The following is a 13,333-nucleotide window of genomic DNA, read 5'->3' as shown; positions in this document are numbered from 1 at the left end:
AGCAGGTGAACGCCACCTGTCCGGGTGTCGCCCCGGACCGGCACGCCAGGGGTCAGGCCCAGACCTGCTGCGGTTCGGCGCGGCGCTCGGACAGCGTCGGCGCGGCATCGTACTCGCGGACCACCTCGTAGCGGGTGTTCCGCTCGACCGGCCGGAATCCCGCGTCCCAGATGAGGTGCAGCAGGTCGTCCCGGTGCATGGTGTTCGGCGTCCCGTACGAGTCGGCGTCGTGAGTGATCTTGTATTCCACGACCGAGCCGTCCAGGTCGTCCACGCCGAAGTTGAGCGACAGCTGGGCCACCGACAGCCCGTGCATCACCCAGAAGCACTTGACGTGGGGCACGTTGTCGAACAGCAGGCGGGAGACCGCGAAGGTCTTCAGCGACTCGGCCGGCGAGGCCATCGTCGTGCGAGCCTGGATCCGGTTACGGATCTTGCCGTCCGCCGAGTCGACGAAGTCGTGCTGGTAGCGCAGCGGGATGAAGACCGCGAACCCGCCGGTCTCGTCCTGCAACTCGCGCAGCCGCAGCACGTGGTCGACCCGGTGCCGGGGCTCCTCGATGTGGCCGTACAGCATGGTCGACGGGGTCTTCATGCCCTTGCTGTGCGCCAGCCGGTGGATCCGCGACCAGTCCTCCCAGTGGCAGGCATGGTCGACGATGTGCTGCCGGACCTCCCAGTCGAAGATCTCCGCGCCGCCGCCGGTCAGCGACTCCAGGCCGGCGTCCATCAGCTCGTCGAGGATCTCGTCGGCGCTCAACCCGCTGATCTTCTCGAACCACTGCACCTCGGTCGCGGTGAAGCACTTCAGCTTGACGTTCGGCAGTGCCGCCTTCAGCTCGCGCAGCACCTTCGGGTAGTAGCGCCAGGGCAGCGTCGGGTGCAGGCCGTTGACGATGTGCAGCTCGGTGAGCTGCTCGTCCTCCATCTCCTTGGCCTTGCGGACCGCCTCGTCGATGCGCATCGTGTACGCGTCCTTCTCACCCGGCTTGCGCTGGAAGGAGCAGTACGCGCAGCTCGCGCTGCAGACGTTGGTGAGGTTCAGGTGCCGGTTGACGTTGAACATCACCCGGTCGCCGTTCAGCTCGGTGCGCCGGTGGTGGGCCAGCCGACCCAACCAGGTCAGGTCGTCGCTGGAGTAGAGGGCGATCCCGTCCTCCCGGGTCAGTCGCTCTCCCGCGTACACCTTCGCTTCGAGCTCACGCTTGAGTCCGGCGTCCATCGAAAGCCCGTCCCCTTCCACCTGCGGTCGCAACCGGAGCTGGTCGCCACCCGAGCCTACGTCGGTCGCGGGCACCGCTCGCAGCGCGGTCCGCCGGAGTACCGGCCGGCAACGGACTCTCAGCCTCCTGTTACCCGCGCAGACATCGACACCACTGCGCCCCGTGAGGTAAGACAGGGTGGGGCACGACACACCCTGGTAGCGTCCCGAACCGCCACGCCGACCGGCGCGGCAGAGCAATCCGGACGGGGAGCCGAATGATCGACAGCGCGGACGGACGACGGCAGCGGCGACGGAGCCCGGTGGTCTCGCCGGTGCTACGGCCGGCGCTCTGGTCCGCACTGCTCGCCGCCGTCGCCAGCGCGGTCCTCGCCACACCCGCCTACGCCGAGCCGGGTGTGCCCGTCACCGTGCCCGACACCGGCTCCCGCCCGATCGTCACCGGCCCACTGCAGCTGCCCGGTGGCGCGCCCGCCGACGGCACCACGGGCCTGGTGACGCCGCCGCTCGGCACCCCGGGCGCCAGCGCGCTCGAGACGCAGATCAACGCCGCCGAGGCGCGCGTCGCCGAGCTGGGCACCCGGCTGCTCGAACTGGAGCAGCAGCGCACCGAGGTGGAGGCCCAGTTCCTGACCGCGGAGCGCGACCTGGAGTTCGCCCGGGCCGCGGTCCAGCAGGCGCAGCAGCGCGCCGACCAGGTCGCCGCGGAGGCGATCAAGGCCGCCGCCGCGCTGCCCCCCGGTGACTTCGCCACCGACCTGCGCGACCTGGAGCTGCTGCGCCGGGCGAACCGGGGCGAGAAGGTCGAGCACGCCACCGGGCCGGCGGCCGGCGAACTCGCCCGTACCCGCAGCGACGAGCAGGTGGCCACGCAGGCGTACACGGCCGCCCAGTCCCGGTTCCAGGGTGTCCAGGAGCAGTACGCCGCCACCCGGACGGCGCTACGCGACGAAGAGGCGAAGCTGCTCAAGCTGCGGGAGGACAACGCCGCGCAGCTGATCGAGCTGGCCCGCCAGCAGGAGGCCGCCGAGCAGCAGCTCGGCGCGGACTACGTCGACCAGTCGGCCGGCGGGCTGGTCGCCCACCCCACGGCGCTGGCCGCCGTCGCTTACGCCCGCAAGCAGCTCGGCGACCCGTACGTCTGGGCGGCCGAAGGACCGGACTCGTTCGACTGCTCGGGCCTGATGTGGGCGGCGTACCGGTCGGCAGGCCACTACCAGCTGCCGCGCATCTCTCGGGACCAGTACCGGGCGACCAGCTCGCGGAGCGTGCCCCGCACCGCGCTGCTCCCCGGCGACCTGCTCTTCTTCGCCTCCGGCAGCAGTTGGACGAGCATCCACCACGTGGGGATGTACATCGGCGGCGGCAAGATGATCCATGCGCCGACCACCGGTGACGTGGTCAAGATCTCCACCGTCCGCTGGTCCCGGCTCTACGCCGCGACCCGGGTGGTGGGCGCGATCCCGACGCCGACCTCCTCGCCCACCCCGTCGCAGCCGCCGGCGCCGAAGCCCACGCCGACGCCCACCAAGACGACGACGCCGAGGCCGACCCCCTCGCCGACGCCGTCGGGGTCCACGTCGCCGTCGCCGACGCCCTCCGGCTCCACCTCGCCGTCGCCGACACCGTCCGGCTCCACCTCACCCTCGCCGACGCCGACCGGCTCCACCTCGCCGTCGCCCACCCCGTCCGGCTCCAGCTCGCCAGCACCGGAGCCGTCGGACTCCGTTTCGCCGACCAACGATGCCGGCAGCGCCGCACCGACCACGGCAGCCGGCACCGCCGGTCCGACGACCGCCGCGAGCAGCTCCCACCCGGTGGACGACCTCTCGGCCACCCCCTCCGCGCCCGGCGGACGCTGACGCCGGCCGGCGGCCCCGCTCAGCCTGCCCACTGCGGGGACCTCCGAAGGGCCTGCGCGGTCCGCGCTCCGGGTGTGCCACGCGGGCGAAGTGTGGCACCGTGTCACTCAGGCACTTCCGGCCCGACGGCACGGGTCCGGTTGCGAACGTGGTGCGGAGGGCGACGATGACCGAGCGCGAGGTTCCAGCGGGGACGGTCGATCCTGGACCCGCTCCCCCTCCATCGGCTGGCGGCACCACGGGTGCGACTGGGCCGAGGGGAGTGGCCCGCATGCCCGGTCAGCGGGAGCCAGGGCCGCCGAAGCCGGTACGGGCCAGCGTCCGGATGCCGGGACTCAGCCGGGTGAGCGTGGACGAGGCGCAGTCCGCAGGGACCGGCGGCAAGGTGTCGGGCGTCTATCGGTCCGCGCCGGTCAACCCCGAGCCCGCCACGCCACCGGAGCCCGCCCGGCCACCGGAGCCGGCCGAACCACCGCCACCGCCGGTACCCGATCCGGAGCCGGCGCCTCACCCACCGGCGCCCGTACCGCCCCCGCCCGCCCCGGCACCGCCGCCAACACCCGGGCCGTATCCGCCGGGGCCAGCGCCCGCGCCGCCGCCCGGCCCCCGACCCGCACCCCCGGTGCCGGGACCGCCGACGCCGCCGCCCGGCCCACCCGTGCCGGCGCCTCCGCCGCCGCCCGGCCCGATGCCCGCGCCGCCGTTCCCGCCGCCACCCGCCTCCACCGCCACCGCGCCACCCGCCGCCACCGCGCCGCCCGCCACGGCCCGCGAACCCGGCGGTGTATCCGGTGCGGCACCAACGGTCGGGAGTCGCGCAGCGGCACCTACCGCAGCCGCCGGCCCGCCCGCTGCCGTGCCGGCACCGGCGCTGCCGGTCTGGCCACCGCCGACCAACCTGGTCGGGCGCCGGGACCAACCCTCCCCCGGCTCTCCGGGCGCGGCACCCCGGCCGTCGTCCCGGCCGGGCCTGCTTCCCGCAACGGGCCGGTCGACCGAGGCCGCAGCCCCGGGAAGCTCCCCGGGAACTGCCCCGGGAGGCGCCCCGGCAGGTTCCGAGCGGACGCACCGTCCCGGGGGATCCGATCTGAGCGCGTACTACGCCGGGGCGGAGAGTTCGGCCACCATCGCCTTTCCCGCCGGCGAGGAGAACTCCGGCTCGTTGACCGGGCACATCCTGGCCCAGGGATGGGCGGAATCGCCGGCCGAGAGGTCAAGGGGCACCCTCCGGGTCGTCATCGTGATGGCGGTCGCGCTGGGCCTGCTGGTGGCGATCAGCGTGCTGGTGGTGCTGTTCGCCAACGACGCGCTCAGTAGCGTGACCGGCGCCCTACCGGAGTGACGAACGGGGTGCGGATCGTGGTGAGTCCGCCCACTACCCGCGTTCGGCACGGGTGGCTTCGCGGCCGCCGCCGTACACTGGTCGGTGATCATTGACCCGGCGCGCACCCGCGCGCCCATGGGCGTTCTTGCGGAAGATCCGGCGGCGACTGCCGCGGCGGGACATCGCGAAGATGCGCCCCGCTCGAAAGGCATTTCTTGACCACCTCCGCTGACCCCGGCATGCTCCCGCTCTCCCTCGACCTCCCCGCTGAGCCGCAACCGGCCGGCACCACCACCCCCGACGCCTCGATCACCTTCGACTCGCTCGGACTTCCCCGGCCGCTGGTCCGTGCCCTCGACCGGCAGGGCATCACCACCCCGTTCGAGATCCAACGCGCCACCGTGCCGGACGCGCTCGCCGGACGCGACGTGCTGGGCCGGGGGCAGACCGGCTCCGGCAAGACCCTCGCCTTCGGGCTGCCGCTGCTGGCCCGGATCGCCGCTGGCGGACGAGCCCGGCCGCGACACCCACGGGCCCTCGTCCTGGTGCCCACCCGGGAACTCGCCATGCAGGTCAATGACGCGTTGCTGCCGCTGGGCAAGGCCGTCGGCGTGTTCCTGAAGACCGCCGTCGGCGGCGTACCGTACGACCGCCAGATCGATGCCCTGCGGCGCGGCGTGGAGGTCGTGGTGGCCACCCCGGGCCGGCTCGCGGACCTGATCGACCGGGGCGTCTGCCAGCTCGACGATGTCGAGATCACCGTGCTCGACGAGGCGGACCAGATGGCCGACATGGGCTTCCTGCCCGAGGTCACCGAGCTGTTGGCCAAGACGCCCACGGGCGCGCAGCGGCTGCTCTTCTCGGCCACACTGGACGGCGACGTGGACGCGCTGGTGCGGCGGTTCATGACCGACCCGGTCACCCACTCGACCGCGCCGCCGACCGCGGCGGTGTCCACCATGGATCACCACCTGCTGCTCATCCCCCCGCAGGACAAGTTCCCGGTGACGGCGTCGATCGCCGCGCGAGCGGGCCGGACCATCGTCTTCGCCCGCACCCAGCTGGGGGTGGACCGGCTGGTCGCGCAGCTCGCGGCCGTCGGCGTACGCGCCGGCGGGCTGCACGGGGGCAAGACCCAGGGGATGCGCACCCGCACGCTGGCGCAGTTCCGCGAGGGCCGGACCAACGTGCTGGTCGCCACCGACGTGGCGGCCCGGGGCATCCACGTCGACGGGGTCTCGCTCGTGCTGCACGTCGACCCGCCGAAGGACCCGAAGGACTACCTGCACCGCGCGGGGCGTACCGCCCGGGCCGGCGAGGCGGGCGCGGTGGCCACCCTGGTGCTGCCGAAGCAGCGTCGCACCACCCTGGCGATGCTGGAGAAGGCCGGCGTGGAGCCGGCCCAGACGCGGGTACGCGCCGGTGACCCCGCCCTGGCCGAGCTGACCGGGGCGCGGGAGCCGAGCGGGGTGCCGGTGCGCGACGAGCCGGAGCCGCCCCGCCGCAGCGGTCGCCCGGGCGGCTCCCGTCGCCACGGCGACCAGGGCGGCGAACGCCGCTATGGCGACCAGCCACGGGGCGAACGCCGCTACGGTGACCAGCCGCGCGGCGAGCGTCGCTACGGTGACCGGGCGCCGCGTCCGGACGGGTGGGGCCTGCACGACCGGCCGCGTGAGGACCGGCGCGGATCCGGTGGGCGGCCCCGCGCACGTACCCACTGACGAGTTCGCCTTCGGCGCATACGCCGCCCGGCTCGGCCGGGTGGCGTAACGTCCGGTTCATGCCGACGACGCCGAAGTCGCTGCTGTGGACCCGGACGGACACCGCCGGCGCCGAACATGCCCTGGTCGAAGGCGGCCAAGGTCTGACGGGGCACGGCACGCAGCTGGCCGTGGACCCGATCCCCTACACGTGTCGCTACCAGGTGGCCACCGACGCCGACTGGGTCAGCGTCCGCCTGGAGGTCGAGGTCGAGGGCGCCGGATGGCGGCGCAGCGTACGCCTGGAGCGGGCGACACAGCGGTGGCGGGTGACCGCCGCCGAGCAGGGTGACCTGGACGCGGCCCTGGCCGAGGCCGGGCACGCCCCGGCCGGGCTGCCCGGGGTCGACGATCCCGACCGGCTGGCCGACGCCCTCGACGTGGATCTGGGCGGCTCACCGCTGTTCAACACCCTGCCGCTGAACCGGCTCGGCCTGATCACCGCACGCCCCGACACCACCCACCGGATCAACGTGGCCTGGGTGCTGGTGCCGAGCCTGACGGTGCTGCCCACCGAGCAGCTCTACACCGGGCTGGGCCCGAACCGGTTCCGGTACGCCAGCGGCGACTTCAGCGCCGAGGTCGAGGTGGATCCGGACGGCTACGTCCTGCGCTACCCCGGCCTCGCGGAGCGCGCGGTGCGGAACTGAGCGCCGGTCGGGTGGCTCAGGTCGGCCAGCTGCCGTCGGCCAGGAAGCGCTCGACGGTGGCCAGGTGCGGGGCCAGATCGAGGGCCTGCCCCGCCAGCCACTCGTCGGCGTAGTACGTGTCGGCGTACCGGTCGCCCGCGTCACAGATCAGCGTGACCACCGAGCCCGTCCGGCCGGTGGCCAGCATCTCGGCGATCAGGCCGAAGGCGCCCCACAGGTTGGTGCCGGTCGACCCGCCCACCCGCCGGCCCAGCACCGCCGAGGCGGCCCGCATCGCCGCCAGTGAGGCGGCGTCGGGCACCTGCACCATCCGGTCCACCACCGAGGGCAGGAACGACGCCTCGACGCTCGGCCGGCCGATCCCCTCGATCCGGGAACCGCGCCCGGTGCGTACCGACCAGTCCGCCGCCTGCCAGGCGGGATAGAAGGCCGAGTTCTCCGGGTCGACCACGCAGAGCTTGGTGGGCAGCCGCCGGTAGCGGGCGTACCGGCCGATGGTGGCGCTGGTGCCGCCGGTGCCCGCGCCGACCACGATCCAGACCGGTACGGGGTGCCGCTCCAGCGACAGCTGCGCGTAGATCGACTCGGCGATGTTGTTGTTGCCCCGCCAGTCGGTGGCCCGCTCCGCGTAGGTGAACTGGTCCATGTAGTGCCCGCCGGAGTCCTCGGCGAGCCAGCGCGCCTCGATGACCACCTTCGCCGGGTCCTGGACGAGATGGCACCGGCCGCCCTGGAACTCGATCTGGGCGATCTTCTCGGGCGAGGTGGAGGCCGGCATCACCGCGATGAAGGGCAGCCCCAGCATCCGGGCGAAGTACGCCTCGGAGACCGCCGTGGAGCCCGACGACGCCTCGATGATCGTGCTCTCCGGCCCGATCCAGCCGTTGCAGAGCCCGTACAGGAACAGCGAGCGGGCCAGCCGGTGCTTCAGGGACCCGGTCGGGTGGACCGACTCGTCCTTGAGATAGAGGTCGATCCCCCATTCCCGGGGCAGCGGGAAGGGCAGCAGGTGGGTGTCGGCGGACCGGTTCGCGTCCGCCTCCACGGCCGCGATCGCCTCGGTCACCCACCGCCGGCTGGCCTCGTCACACCGGTCGAGATGAGTCACGCCCGGAAACGTAGCAAGCGGGGCCCGACCGGCCGGGCGCCGGCCTCAGGCCGAGGGCGGCGCCACCGGCTGCGGACGGTTCTCCCACTTCGTCGACAGCGCGATGCTGGTCCGGGTGGAGGCGACCCCGGGCGTCCGGTTCAGCCGTACGATCAGCTGCTCCAACTCGGCGATGGTGCCCACCCGGGCCTTGAGCAGGAACGACTCGACCCCGGCCATGAAGTAGCAGGACTCGATCTCCGGCATGACCCGGAACGCCTCCAGCACGTCGTCGGTGTCGGCCCCGGAGTCCTCCACGATGCCGATCAGGGCGGTCACCCCCAGCCCGATGGTCTCCGGCTCGACCTCCGCGCGGTACGCCCGGATGACGCCGCCGGATTCCAGCTTGCCGACCCGTTCGTGCACCGCCGGAGCGGAGAGGCCGACCTGGCGGGCCAGCTCGGCGTACGACAGGCGGGCGTTGCTCCGTAGCAGGTCCACGAGGTTGAGGTCGATGGCGTCCACGGACTGTAGACCCTAGTCGTCGGGCCGTAACACCCGGACTCCGGCATCCGTTTGACCTGGCAGCGGGTGACAGTTCGCATACCCGGGGTTCGGAGGGCGTGACGCCGGTACCATTTACTAACTTCCCACTCAGTGCGTTTTTCGCGTTTGGCGGACACGCCAGGTCGCTGGTGCTGTAATTGCCATACGTCCCTCATGACGGCTCTGGGCTCGCACCGGCCGGGGGCAGTGTGTTCAGCCGGGGGCTTCGTCGACGCGAGGAGGGGGCTGTGGACACTGGAGATCGCCTGCTGACACCGGGTGAAGTCGCCGCGCTGTTTCGGGTGGACCCGAAGACCGTGACGCGCTGGGCGGCGGCGGGCCGGATCGGCAGTATCCGGACTCCAGGTGGGCATCGCCGGTTTCGGGAATCCGAGGTGCGGGCCCTGCTGGAAGGGGAGGGCATGCTGGAAGAGGCGGACGAGATGGGTAGACCACGCAACGTGGGCCCGGCCGCCTCGACCGGCCCAGGACCGGCCAACGCCGGCATGTACTGAATGTGCGGATCGGGACGCGGACCGGTCATCAGGCCCGGTCCGCGTTCAACCTTCCGGCCCACCGCTGGAAGAGGGTGTGCGACACACCGAGGGCGTCGAGCACCTTGCCCGCCACGAAGTCCACGAGTTGCGCCGCGGAGGCGGCGGCTCCCGCGCCGTAGAAGCCGGGACTGGCCGGCAGCACCACCGCGCCGGCATCGTGCAGGCTGATCAGGTGTTCCAGGTGGCTCCGGGTCACCGGAGTCTCGCGGGGCACCACCACCACCCGCCGCCGCTCCTTGAGATTCACCTCGGCGGCGCGCTGCAACAGATCCTTCGACAGGCCGATGGCGATTCCGGCGCAGGCCGCCGTGCTCGCCGGCACCACCACCATTCCGCGGGCCGGGTAGGAACCGCTGCTCGGCCCGGCGGCCAGGTCACCGGCGGGCCAGTGGCGGACGTCCGCCTCCCCGAGGTCCCGTCCGATCCAGCCGGCCAGGTCAGCGCTCCAGTGCGCGTCGCGGAACGGCCGTCCGGTCTCGTCGAGCACGGTCAGCCGGGCAGCGCGGGAGACGATCAGGTCCACCGGCTCCCCGGCGTCGAGCAGCCCGCGGACGACCGCGGCCGCGTACGGCGTCCCGGACGCCCCGGACACGCCGACCACCCATGGTTCGCGCATACTCCCCAGCCTGCCTGGTCATCGCCGGCTCCGGTCGGGCACCCCCGGAAAGCCGGTCGGGGCACCCGGGTAGGCACGTCCCGAGTGCCCCGACTCCCGGTGGCTGCACCGTTACGCCACCGATGTCCGTCCGGGCCTGCGGGATCCAGGGTCGCCTGGCATGCTGCCGGAGGCAGCGCACGGCGCCGGGACGGCAGACGGGGGAGGTCCGGGATGGCCGACGAGATCATCCCGCCGTCGAGCAGCGCCGCCCGCCACGTCCTGCCGTCGCTCCGCGCCGCCTGCCCGATCCCGCCGGGGGTCTCCCCGCACGCCGACGAGGTGCAGGAATGGCTGGTGTCCTGGCTGCCGGAGGCCGGGCTGCCGTTGGACGAGCCGACCCGCGAGCGGCTGGGCCGGGCCGGCTTCGCCCGTTACGCGGGCCGGCTCTACCCGGACGCCACCGTGCCCGACCTGCGCGTGCTGACCGCCCTGTTCACCTGGTTCTTCCTGGTCGACGACGCCTGCGACAGTCCCGACCGGCTCGGCCTGGACGAGATCCGTGGCCTGCGCGACGGGGCCGTGGCACTGCTGAGCGGCAACCCCCGGCTGCGGCACGCGGGCCTCGGTGGCCCGCTGCGGCGGCTGCTGGTGAACGCGTGGCGCGAGCCACGGCGCCGGATGCCCGCCCGCTGGCGCCTGCGCTTCGCCGACGCGGTCGCCCACCACCTCGACGGCACCTGGCAGGAGGCGGTCAACAAGGCCACCGGTCACGCGCCCGGCGTCGACGAGTACGTCGAGCTGCGCCGGGCCACCTCGGCGGCGTACGTGTCGTATCCGCTGGTGGAGTTCGTCAGCGGCCGGCCACTACCCGACCCGGTCTATCACCACCCGCTGCTCGGCCAGCTCCGCGACATCGGCAATGACCTGCTCTCCTGGTACAACGACATCGCCTCGCTCGATCGGGACGCGGCCACCTCCGGCGGGCACAACCTGGTGCTGGCGCTGGCGGCCGACGCCCGCGTGCCGGTGCCCGCCGCCGTCGAGCTGGCCGCGCAGCGCTGGCACCAGTCGATGGGCCGGTTCGTCGCCCTGCGCGCCACGGTGCCGTCGTTCGGCCCGACGCTGGACAGTGCGGTCACCGCGCACCTCGACGGGGTGGCGCGGGCCGTTCGCGGCACCATCGACTGGACCCTGGAGAGCGCCCGCTACGCGGCCGACCGCCCGGCCGTCAGGGGCGGAGGCCGAGCCGGATGACCAGGTCGAGCACGGCGAAGGCGAACAGCGCGATGCCGACGAAGCCGTTGGCGGTGAAGAACGCCCGGTTGACCCGGCTCAGATCGGCCGGCGTCACCACCAGGTGCTGGTAGCCGAAGGCGAGCGCGGTCAGCGCCAGCCCGATCCACCAGAGCCAGCCGAAGCCGATCAGCACGCCGAACCACAGGAACAGCGCGAACGTCACCACGTGCGCGACCGTGGAGGCGTGCAGCGCGAAGCGCAGACCGTAGCGGGCCGGCACGCTGTGCACGCCGATCTGGCGGTCGACCTCGGCATCCTGGCAGGCGTAGATCAGGTCGAAGCCGCCGATCCACAGGCCGACGGCGGCGCCGAGCAGCCAGGCCGGCCCGGAGCCGGCGAAGGTGCCGGTCACCGCGAGCCAGGCGCCGATCGGGCCGACCGCCTGGGCGACCGCCAGGATGGCGTGCGGCCAGTTGGTGAACCGCTTGCCGTACGGGTAGACCACCAGCGGCACCACGGCGAGCGGCGCGAGCACCAGGCAGAGCGGATTGAGCAGGGCCGCGGCGGCCAGGAAGACCACCAGCGCGACGCCCGCGCCGGTCCAGGCCGTCCGCAGGCTCACCGCCCCGGTCACCAGCTCCCGGTTGGCGGTACGCGGGTTCCGCGCGTCGATCCGACGATCCAGGATCCGGTTGGCGGCCATCGCGAACGTCCGTGCCCCGACCATCGCCACGGTGATCAGCAGCAGGTCGAGCCAGCGCACCCGCCCGCCGTTGACCTGCATCGCGGTCAGCGCCGACAGGTACGCGAACGGCAGCGCGAACACCGAGTGCTCGATCGCGACGAGCTTGAGGAAGGACTTCACGCGTCCGGCGGTCGGGGCCGGCTGCACGGCAGCGGTGGTCGCCATCAGATGCCGTACTCCTTCCAGCGCTTGTCGACCAGCGACACGACCTCGGGCGACATGCTCATCTCCTCCGGCCAGCCCCGGGTGTAGCCCTCGCTGGGCAGCTTGCGGGTGGCGTCGATGCCGGCCTTGCCGCCCCAGAACTGCTGGTACGACGAGTGGTCGAGGTGATCCACCGGGCCCTCGGTGAGCAGCAGGTCCCGGGCGTAGTCGACGTTGCCGAAGGCCCGGAAGGCGACCTCGCGGTAGTCGTGCACGTCGCAGTCCTCGTCCACCACCACGATCAGCTTGGTCAGCGACATCATGTGGGCGCCCCAGATCGCGTTCATCACCTTCTGGGCGTGCTTCGGGTACCGCTTGCGGATCGACACGATCGCGCAGTTGTGGAAGACCCCGGCGGCCGGCAGGTCGTAGTCGACGATGTCCGGGATGAGGAACCGCAGCAACGGCGCGAAGATCCGCTCGGTGGCCTTGCCGAGGCCGTGGTCCTCCTGCGGTGGCTTTGAGGTGACGATCGAGTGGTACACCGGGTCGCGCTGCATGGTCATCGCCTCGACGTGCAGCACCGGGAACGGCTCGACCGGGGTGTAGAAGCCGGTGTGGTCGCCGAACGGCCCCTCCGGCAGCCGCTCGCCCGGCTCCAGGTAGCCCTCCAGCACCACCTGGGCGTGCGCCGGCACCTGCAACGGCACGGTCAGGCAGTCGACCATCTCCACCCGCTCGCCGCGCAGGAACCCGGCGAACAGGTACTCGTCGATGTCGGCGGGCAGCGGCGCGCTCGACGCGTAGCTGACCACCGGGTCGCAGCCGATGGCGATGGCGACCGGCAGCCGCTGGCCGAGCCGCTCGGCGACGGCGTGGTGCGCGGTGGAGTTCTTGTGGATCTGCCAGTGCATGCCGAGGGTGTTGTGGCTGTGCTGCTGGAGCCGGTACAGCCCGAGGTTCCGCTTGCCGGTCTCCGGGTGCTTGGTGTGGGTCAGCCCGAAGTTGTGGAAGATCCCGCCGTCACCCGGCCACACCTGGAGCCCCGGCAGCCGGTTCAGGTCGACGTCGGCACCCCGGTAGACCACCTGCTGGCAGGGCGCGGTCCTGACCTTCTTGGGCGGCATCGACTTGAGCTGCATCACCTTGCCGAGGCCGCCCATCATGCCGGCGAAGCCCACCGGCAGTTCCGGCTTGAGCATCTCGCCGATCCGGTTGCCGATCTCGTCCAGCGACTCGACGCCGAGCGCCAGCGCGGTGCGCTTCTCGGTGCCGAAGAGGTTGATCGCCACCGGCATCTCGCCCCGGGTGGGCCGCTCGAAGAGCAGCGCCGGCCCGTCCGCCCGGACCGTCCGGGTGACGATCTCGCTGATCTCCAGCGTGGGGTCGACCGGCACGCCGACGCGACGCAGTTCCCCCTCGCGCTCCAGCGCCGCGAGAAAGTCCAACAGATCGGTGTACGGGAACCCACGAGCCGCCATGCCAGCAAGTCTGTCCTACGCCCCGCCACCCCGCCCACGCCGGGTGCCAGCTCCCCGCTGTGGCCCATCCCACGCGCACGCCGCCCGCCGCCTTCCCGACCAGCCTCCGCCGTTGCGGCAG

General features: G+C 72.8%; 12 protein-coding genes. 6 read left to right on the top strand and 6 right to left on the bottom strand.

The features are described from left to right. Positions 1–52: 52 nt before the first annotated feature. Complete coding sequence (gene mqnE / locus O7615_RS15510; protein ID WP_278178322.1) at positions 53–1,222, bottom strand: aminofutalosine synthase MqnE; 1,170 nt, start codon at positions 1,220–1,222, stop codon at positions 53–55. 257 nt (positions 1,223–1,479) lie between these two features. Between mqnE and O7615_RS15505 the strand changes: the two genes are divergently transcribed. The 4 genes from O7615_RS15505 (at position 1,480) to O7615_RS15490 (ending at position 6,818) form a co-directional block, all read left to right on the top strand. After that, positions 1,480–3,084 (top strand): C40 family peptidase, encoded by a 1,605-nt coding sequence (locus O7615_RS15505; protein ID WP_278178321.1) that lies wholly within the window; start codon positions 1,480–1,482, stop codon positions 3,082–3,084. Positions 3,085–3,355: 271 nt separating this feature from the next. Further along, on the top strand, positions 3,356–4,426 hold the full coding sequence (locus O7615_RS15500; RefSeq protein WP_278178320.1) for a hypothetical protein: 1,071 nt from the start codon (positions 3,356–3,358) through the stop codon (positions 4,424–4,426). 221 nt (positions 4,427–4,647) lie between these two features. After that, on the top strand, positions 4,648–6,129 hold the full coding sequence (locus tag O7615_RS15495; RefSeq protein ID WP_278182110.1) for a DEAD/DEAH box helicase: 1,482 nt from the start codon (positions 4,648–4,650) through the stop codon (positions 6,127–6,129). A gap of 59 nt (positions 6,130–6,188) precedes the next feature. Further along, a complete protein-coding gene (locus tag O7615_RS15490; protein WP_278178318.1) occupies positions 6,189–6,818 on the top strand; it encodes a putative glycolipid-binding domain-containing protein in 630 nt (209 codons plus the stop codon). A 16-nt stretch (positions 6,819–6,834) separates the two neighbouring features. Here the strand turns inward: O7615_RS15490 and O7615_RS15485 are convergent, their stop codons facing one another. Continuing rightward, positions 6,835–7,926 (bottom strand): PLP-dependent cysteine synthase family protein, encoded by a 1,092-nt coding sequence (locus O7615_RS15485; RefSeq protein ID WP_278178317.1) that lies wholly within the window; start codon positions 7,924–7,926, stop codon positions 6,835–6,837. 45 nt (positions 7,927–7,971) lie between these two features. Further along, positions 7,972–8,430: an Lrp/AsnC family transcriptional regulator gene (locus tag O7615_RS15480; RefSeq protein WP_278178316.1), complete on the bottom strand. Its 459-nt coding sequence runs from the start codon at positions 8,428–8,430 to the stop codon at positions 7,972–7,974. A 269-nt stretch (positions 8,431–8,699) separates the two neighbouring features. On the opposite strand from O7615_RS15480, the gene O7615_RS15475 reads away from it, so the two are divergent. Continuing rightward, positions 8,700–8,966, top strand: a complete 267-nt coding sequence (locus tag O7615_RS15475; RefSeq protein ID WP_278178315.1) for a BldC family transcriptional regulator — start codon at positions 8,700–8,702, stop codon at positions 8,964–8,966. Positions 8,967–8,994: 28 nt separating this feature from the next. Here the strand turns inward: O7615_RS15475 and O7615_RS15470 are convergent, their stop codons facing one another. After that, positions 8,995–9,624 (bottom strand): UbiX family flavin prenyltransferase, encoded by a 630-nt coding sequence (locus tag O7615_RS15470; RefSeq protein ID WP_278178314.1) that lies wholly within the window; start codon positions 9,622–9,624, stop codon positions 8,995–8,997. A gap of 213 nt (positions 9,625–9,837) precedes the next feature. On the opposite strand from O7615_RS15470, the gene O7615_RS15465 reads away from it, so the two are divergent. Then, positions 9,838–10,860 (top strand): terpene synthase, encoded by a 1,023-nt coding sequence (locus O7615_RS15465; protein ID WP_278178313.1) that lies wholly within the window; start codon positions 9,838–9,840, stop codon positions 10,858–10,860. Here O7615_RS15465 and mqnP read toward each other — a convergent pair. After that, entirely contained in the window at positions 10,835–11,752 is a 918-nt protein-coding gene (gene mqnP / locus O7615_RS15460; RefSeq protein ID WP_278178312.1) for a menaquinone biosynthesis prenyltransferase MqnP, read from the bottom strand. The two genes, O7615_RS15465 and mqnP, sit on opposite strands and share 26 nt — an antisense overlap. Next, complete coding sequence (locus tag O7615_RS15455; RefSeq protein WP_278178311.1) at positions 11,752–13,212, bottom strand: menaquinone biosynthesis decarboxylase; 1,461 nt, start codon at positions 13,210–13,212, stop codon at positions 11,752–11,754. Before O7615_RS15455 ends, mqnP begins: the two co-directional genes overlap by 1 nt. Positions 13,213–13,333 lie beyond the last annotated feature (121 nt).

It is taken from the genome of Micromonospora sp. WMMD1082, assembly GCF_029626175.1.
Taxonomy (GTDB): Bacteria; Actinomycetota; Actinomycetes; order Mycobacteriales; family Micromonosporaceae; genus Micromonospora.
The sequence above is the reverse complement of the archived record's forward strand: the minus strand, read 5'-3'. Positions and strand labels throughout refer to the sequence as shown.

Bases quoted from the DNA above. Each gene is read 5' to 3' on its own strand.
- O7615_RS15500 (WP_278178320.1), top strand. From the start codon at position 3,356: ATGCCCGGTCAGCGGGAGCCAGGGCCGCCGAAGCCGGTACGGGCCAGC.
- O7615_RS15505 (WP_278178321.1), top strand. From the start codon at position 1,480: ATGATCGACAGCGCGGACGGACGACGGCAGCGGCGACGGAGCCCGGTG.
- mqnE (WP_278178322.1), bottom strand. From the start codon at position 1,222: ATGGACGCCGGACTCAAGCGTGAGCTCGAAGCGAAGGTGTACGCGGGA.
- O7615_RS15495 (WP_278182110.1), top strand. From the start codon at position 4,648: ATGCTCCCGCTCTCCCTCGACCTCCCCGCTGAGCCGCAACCGGCCGGC.
- O7615_RS15470 (WP_278178314.1), bottom strand. From the start codon at position 9,624: ATGCGCGAACCATGGGTGGTCGGCGTGTCCGGGGCGTCCGGGACGCCG.
- O7615_RS15490 (WP_278178318.1), top strand. From the start codon at position 6,189: ATGCCGACGACGCCGAAGTCGCTGCTGTGGACCCGGACGGACACCGCC.
- O7615_RS15455 (WP_278178311.1), bottom strand. From the start codon at position 13,212: ATGGCGGCTCGTGGGTTCCCGTACACCGATCTGTTGGACTTTCTCGCG.
- mqnP (WP_278178312.1), bottom strand. From the start codon at position 11,752: ATGGCGACCACCGCTGCCGTGCAGCCGGCCCCGACCGCCGGACGCGTG.
- O7615_RS15465 (WP_278178313.1), top strand. From the start codon at position 9,838: ATGGCCGACGAGATCATCCCGCCGTCGAGCAGCGCCGCCCGCCACGTC.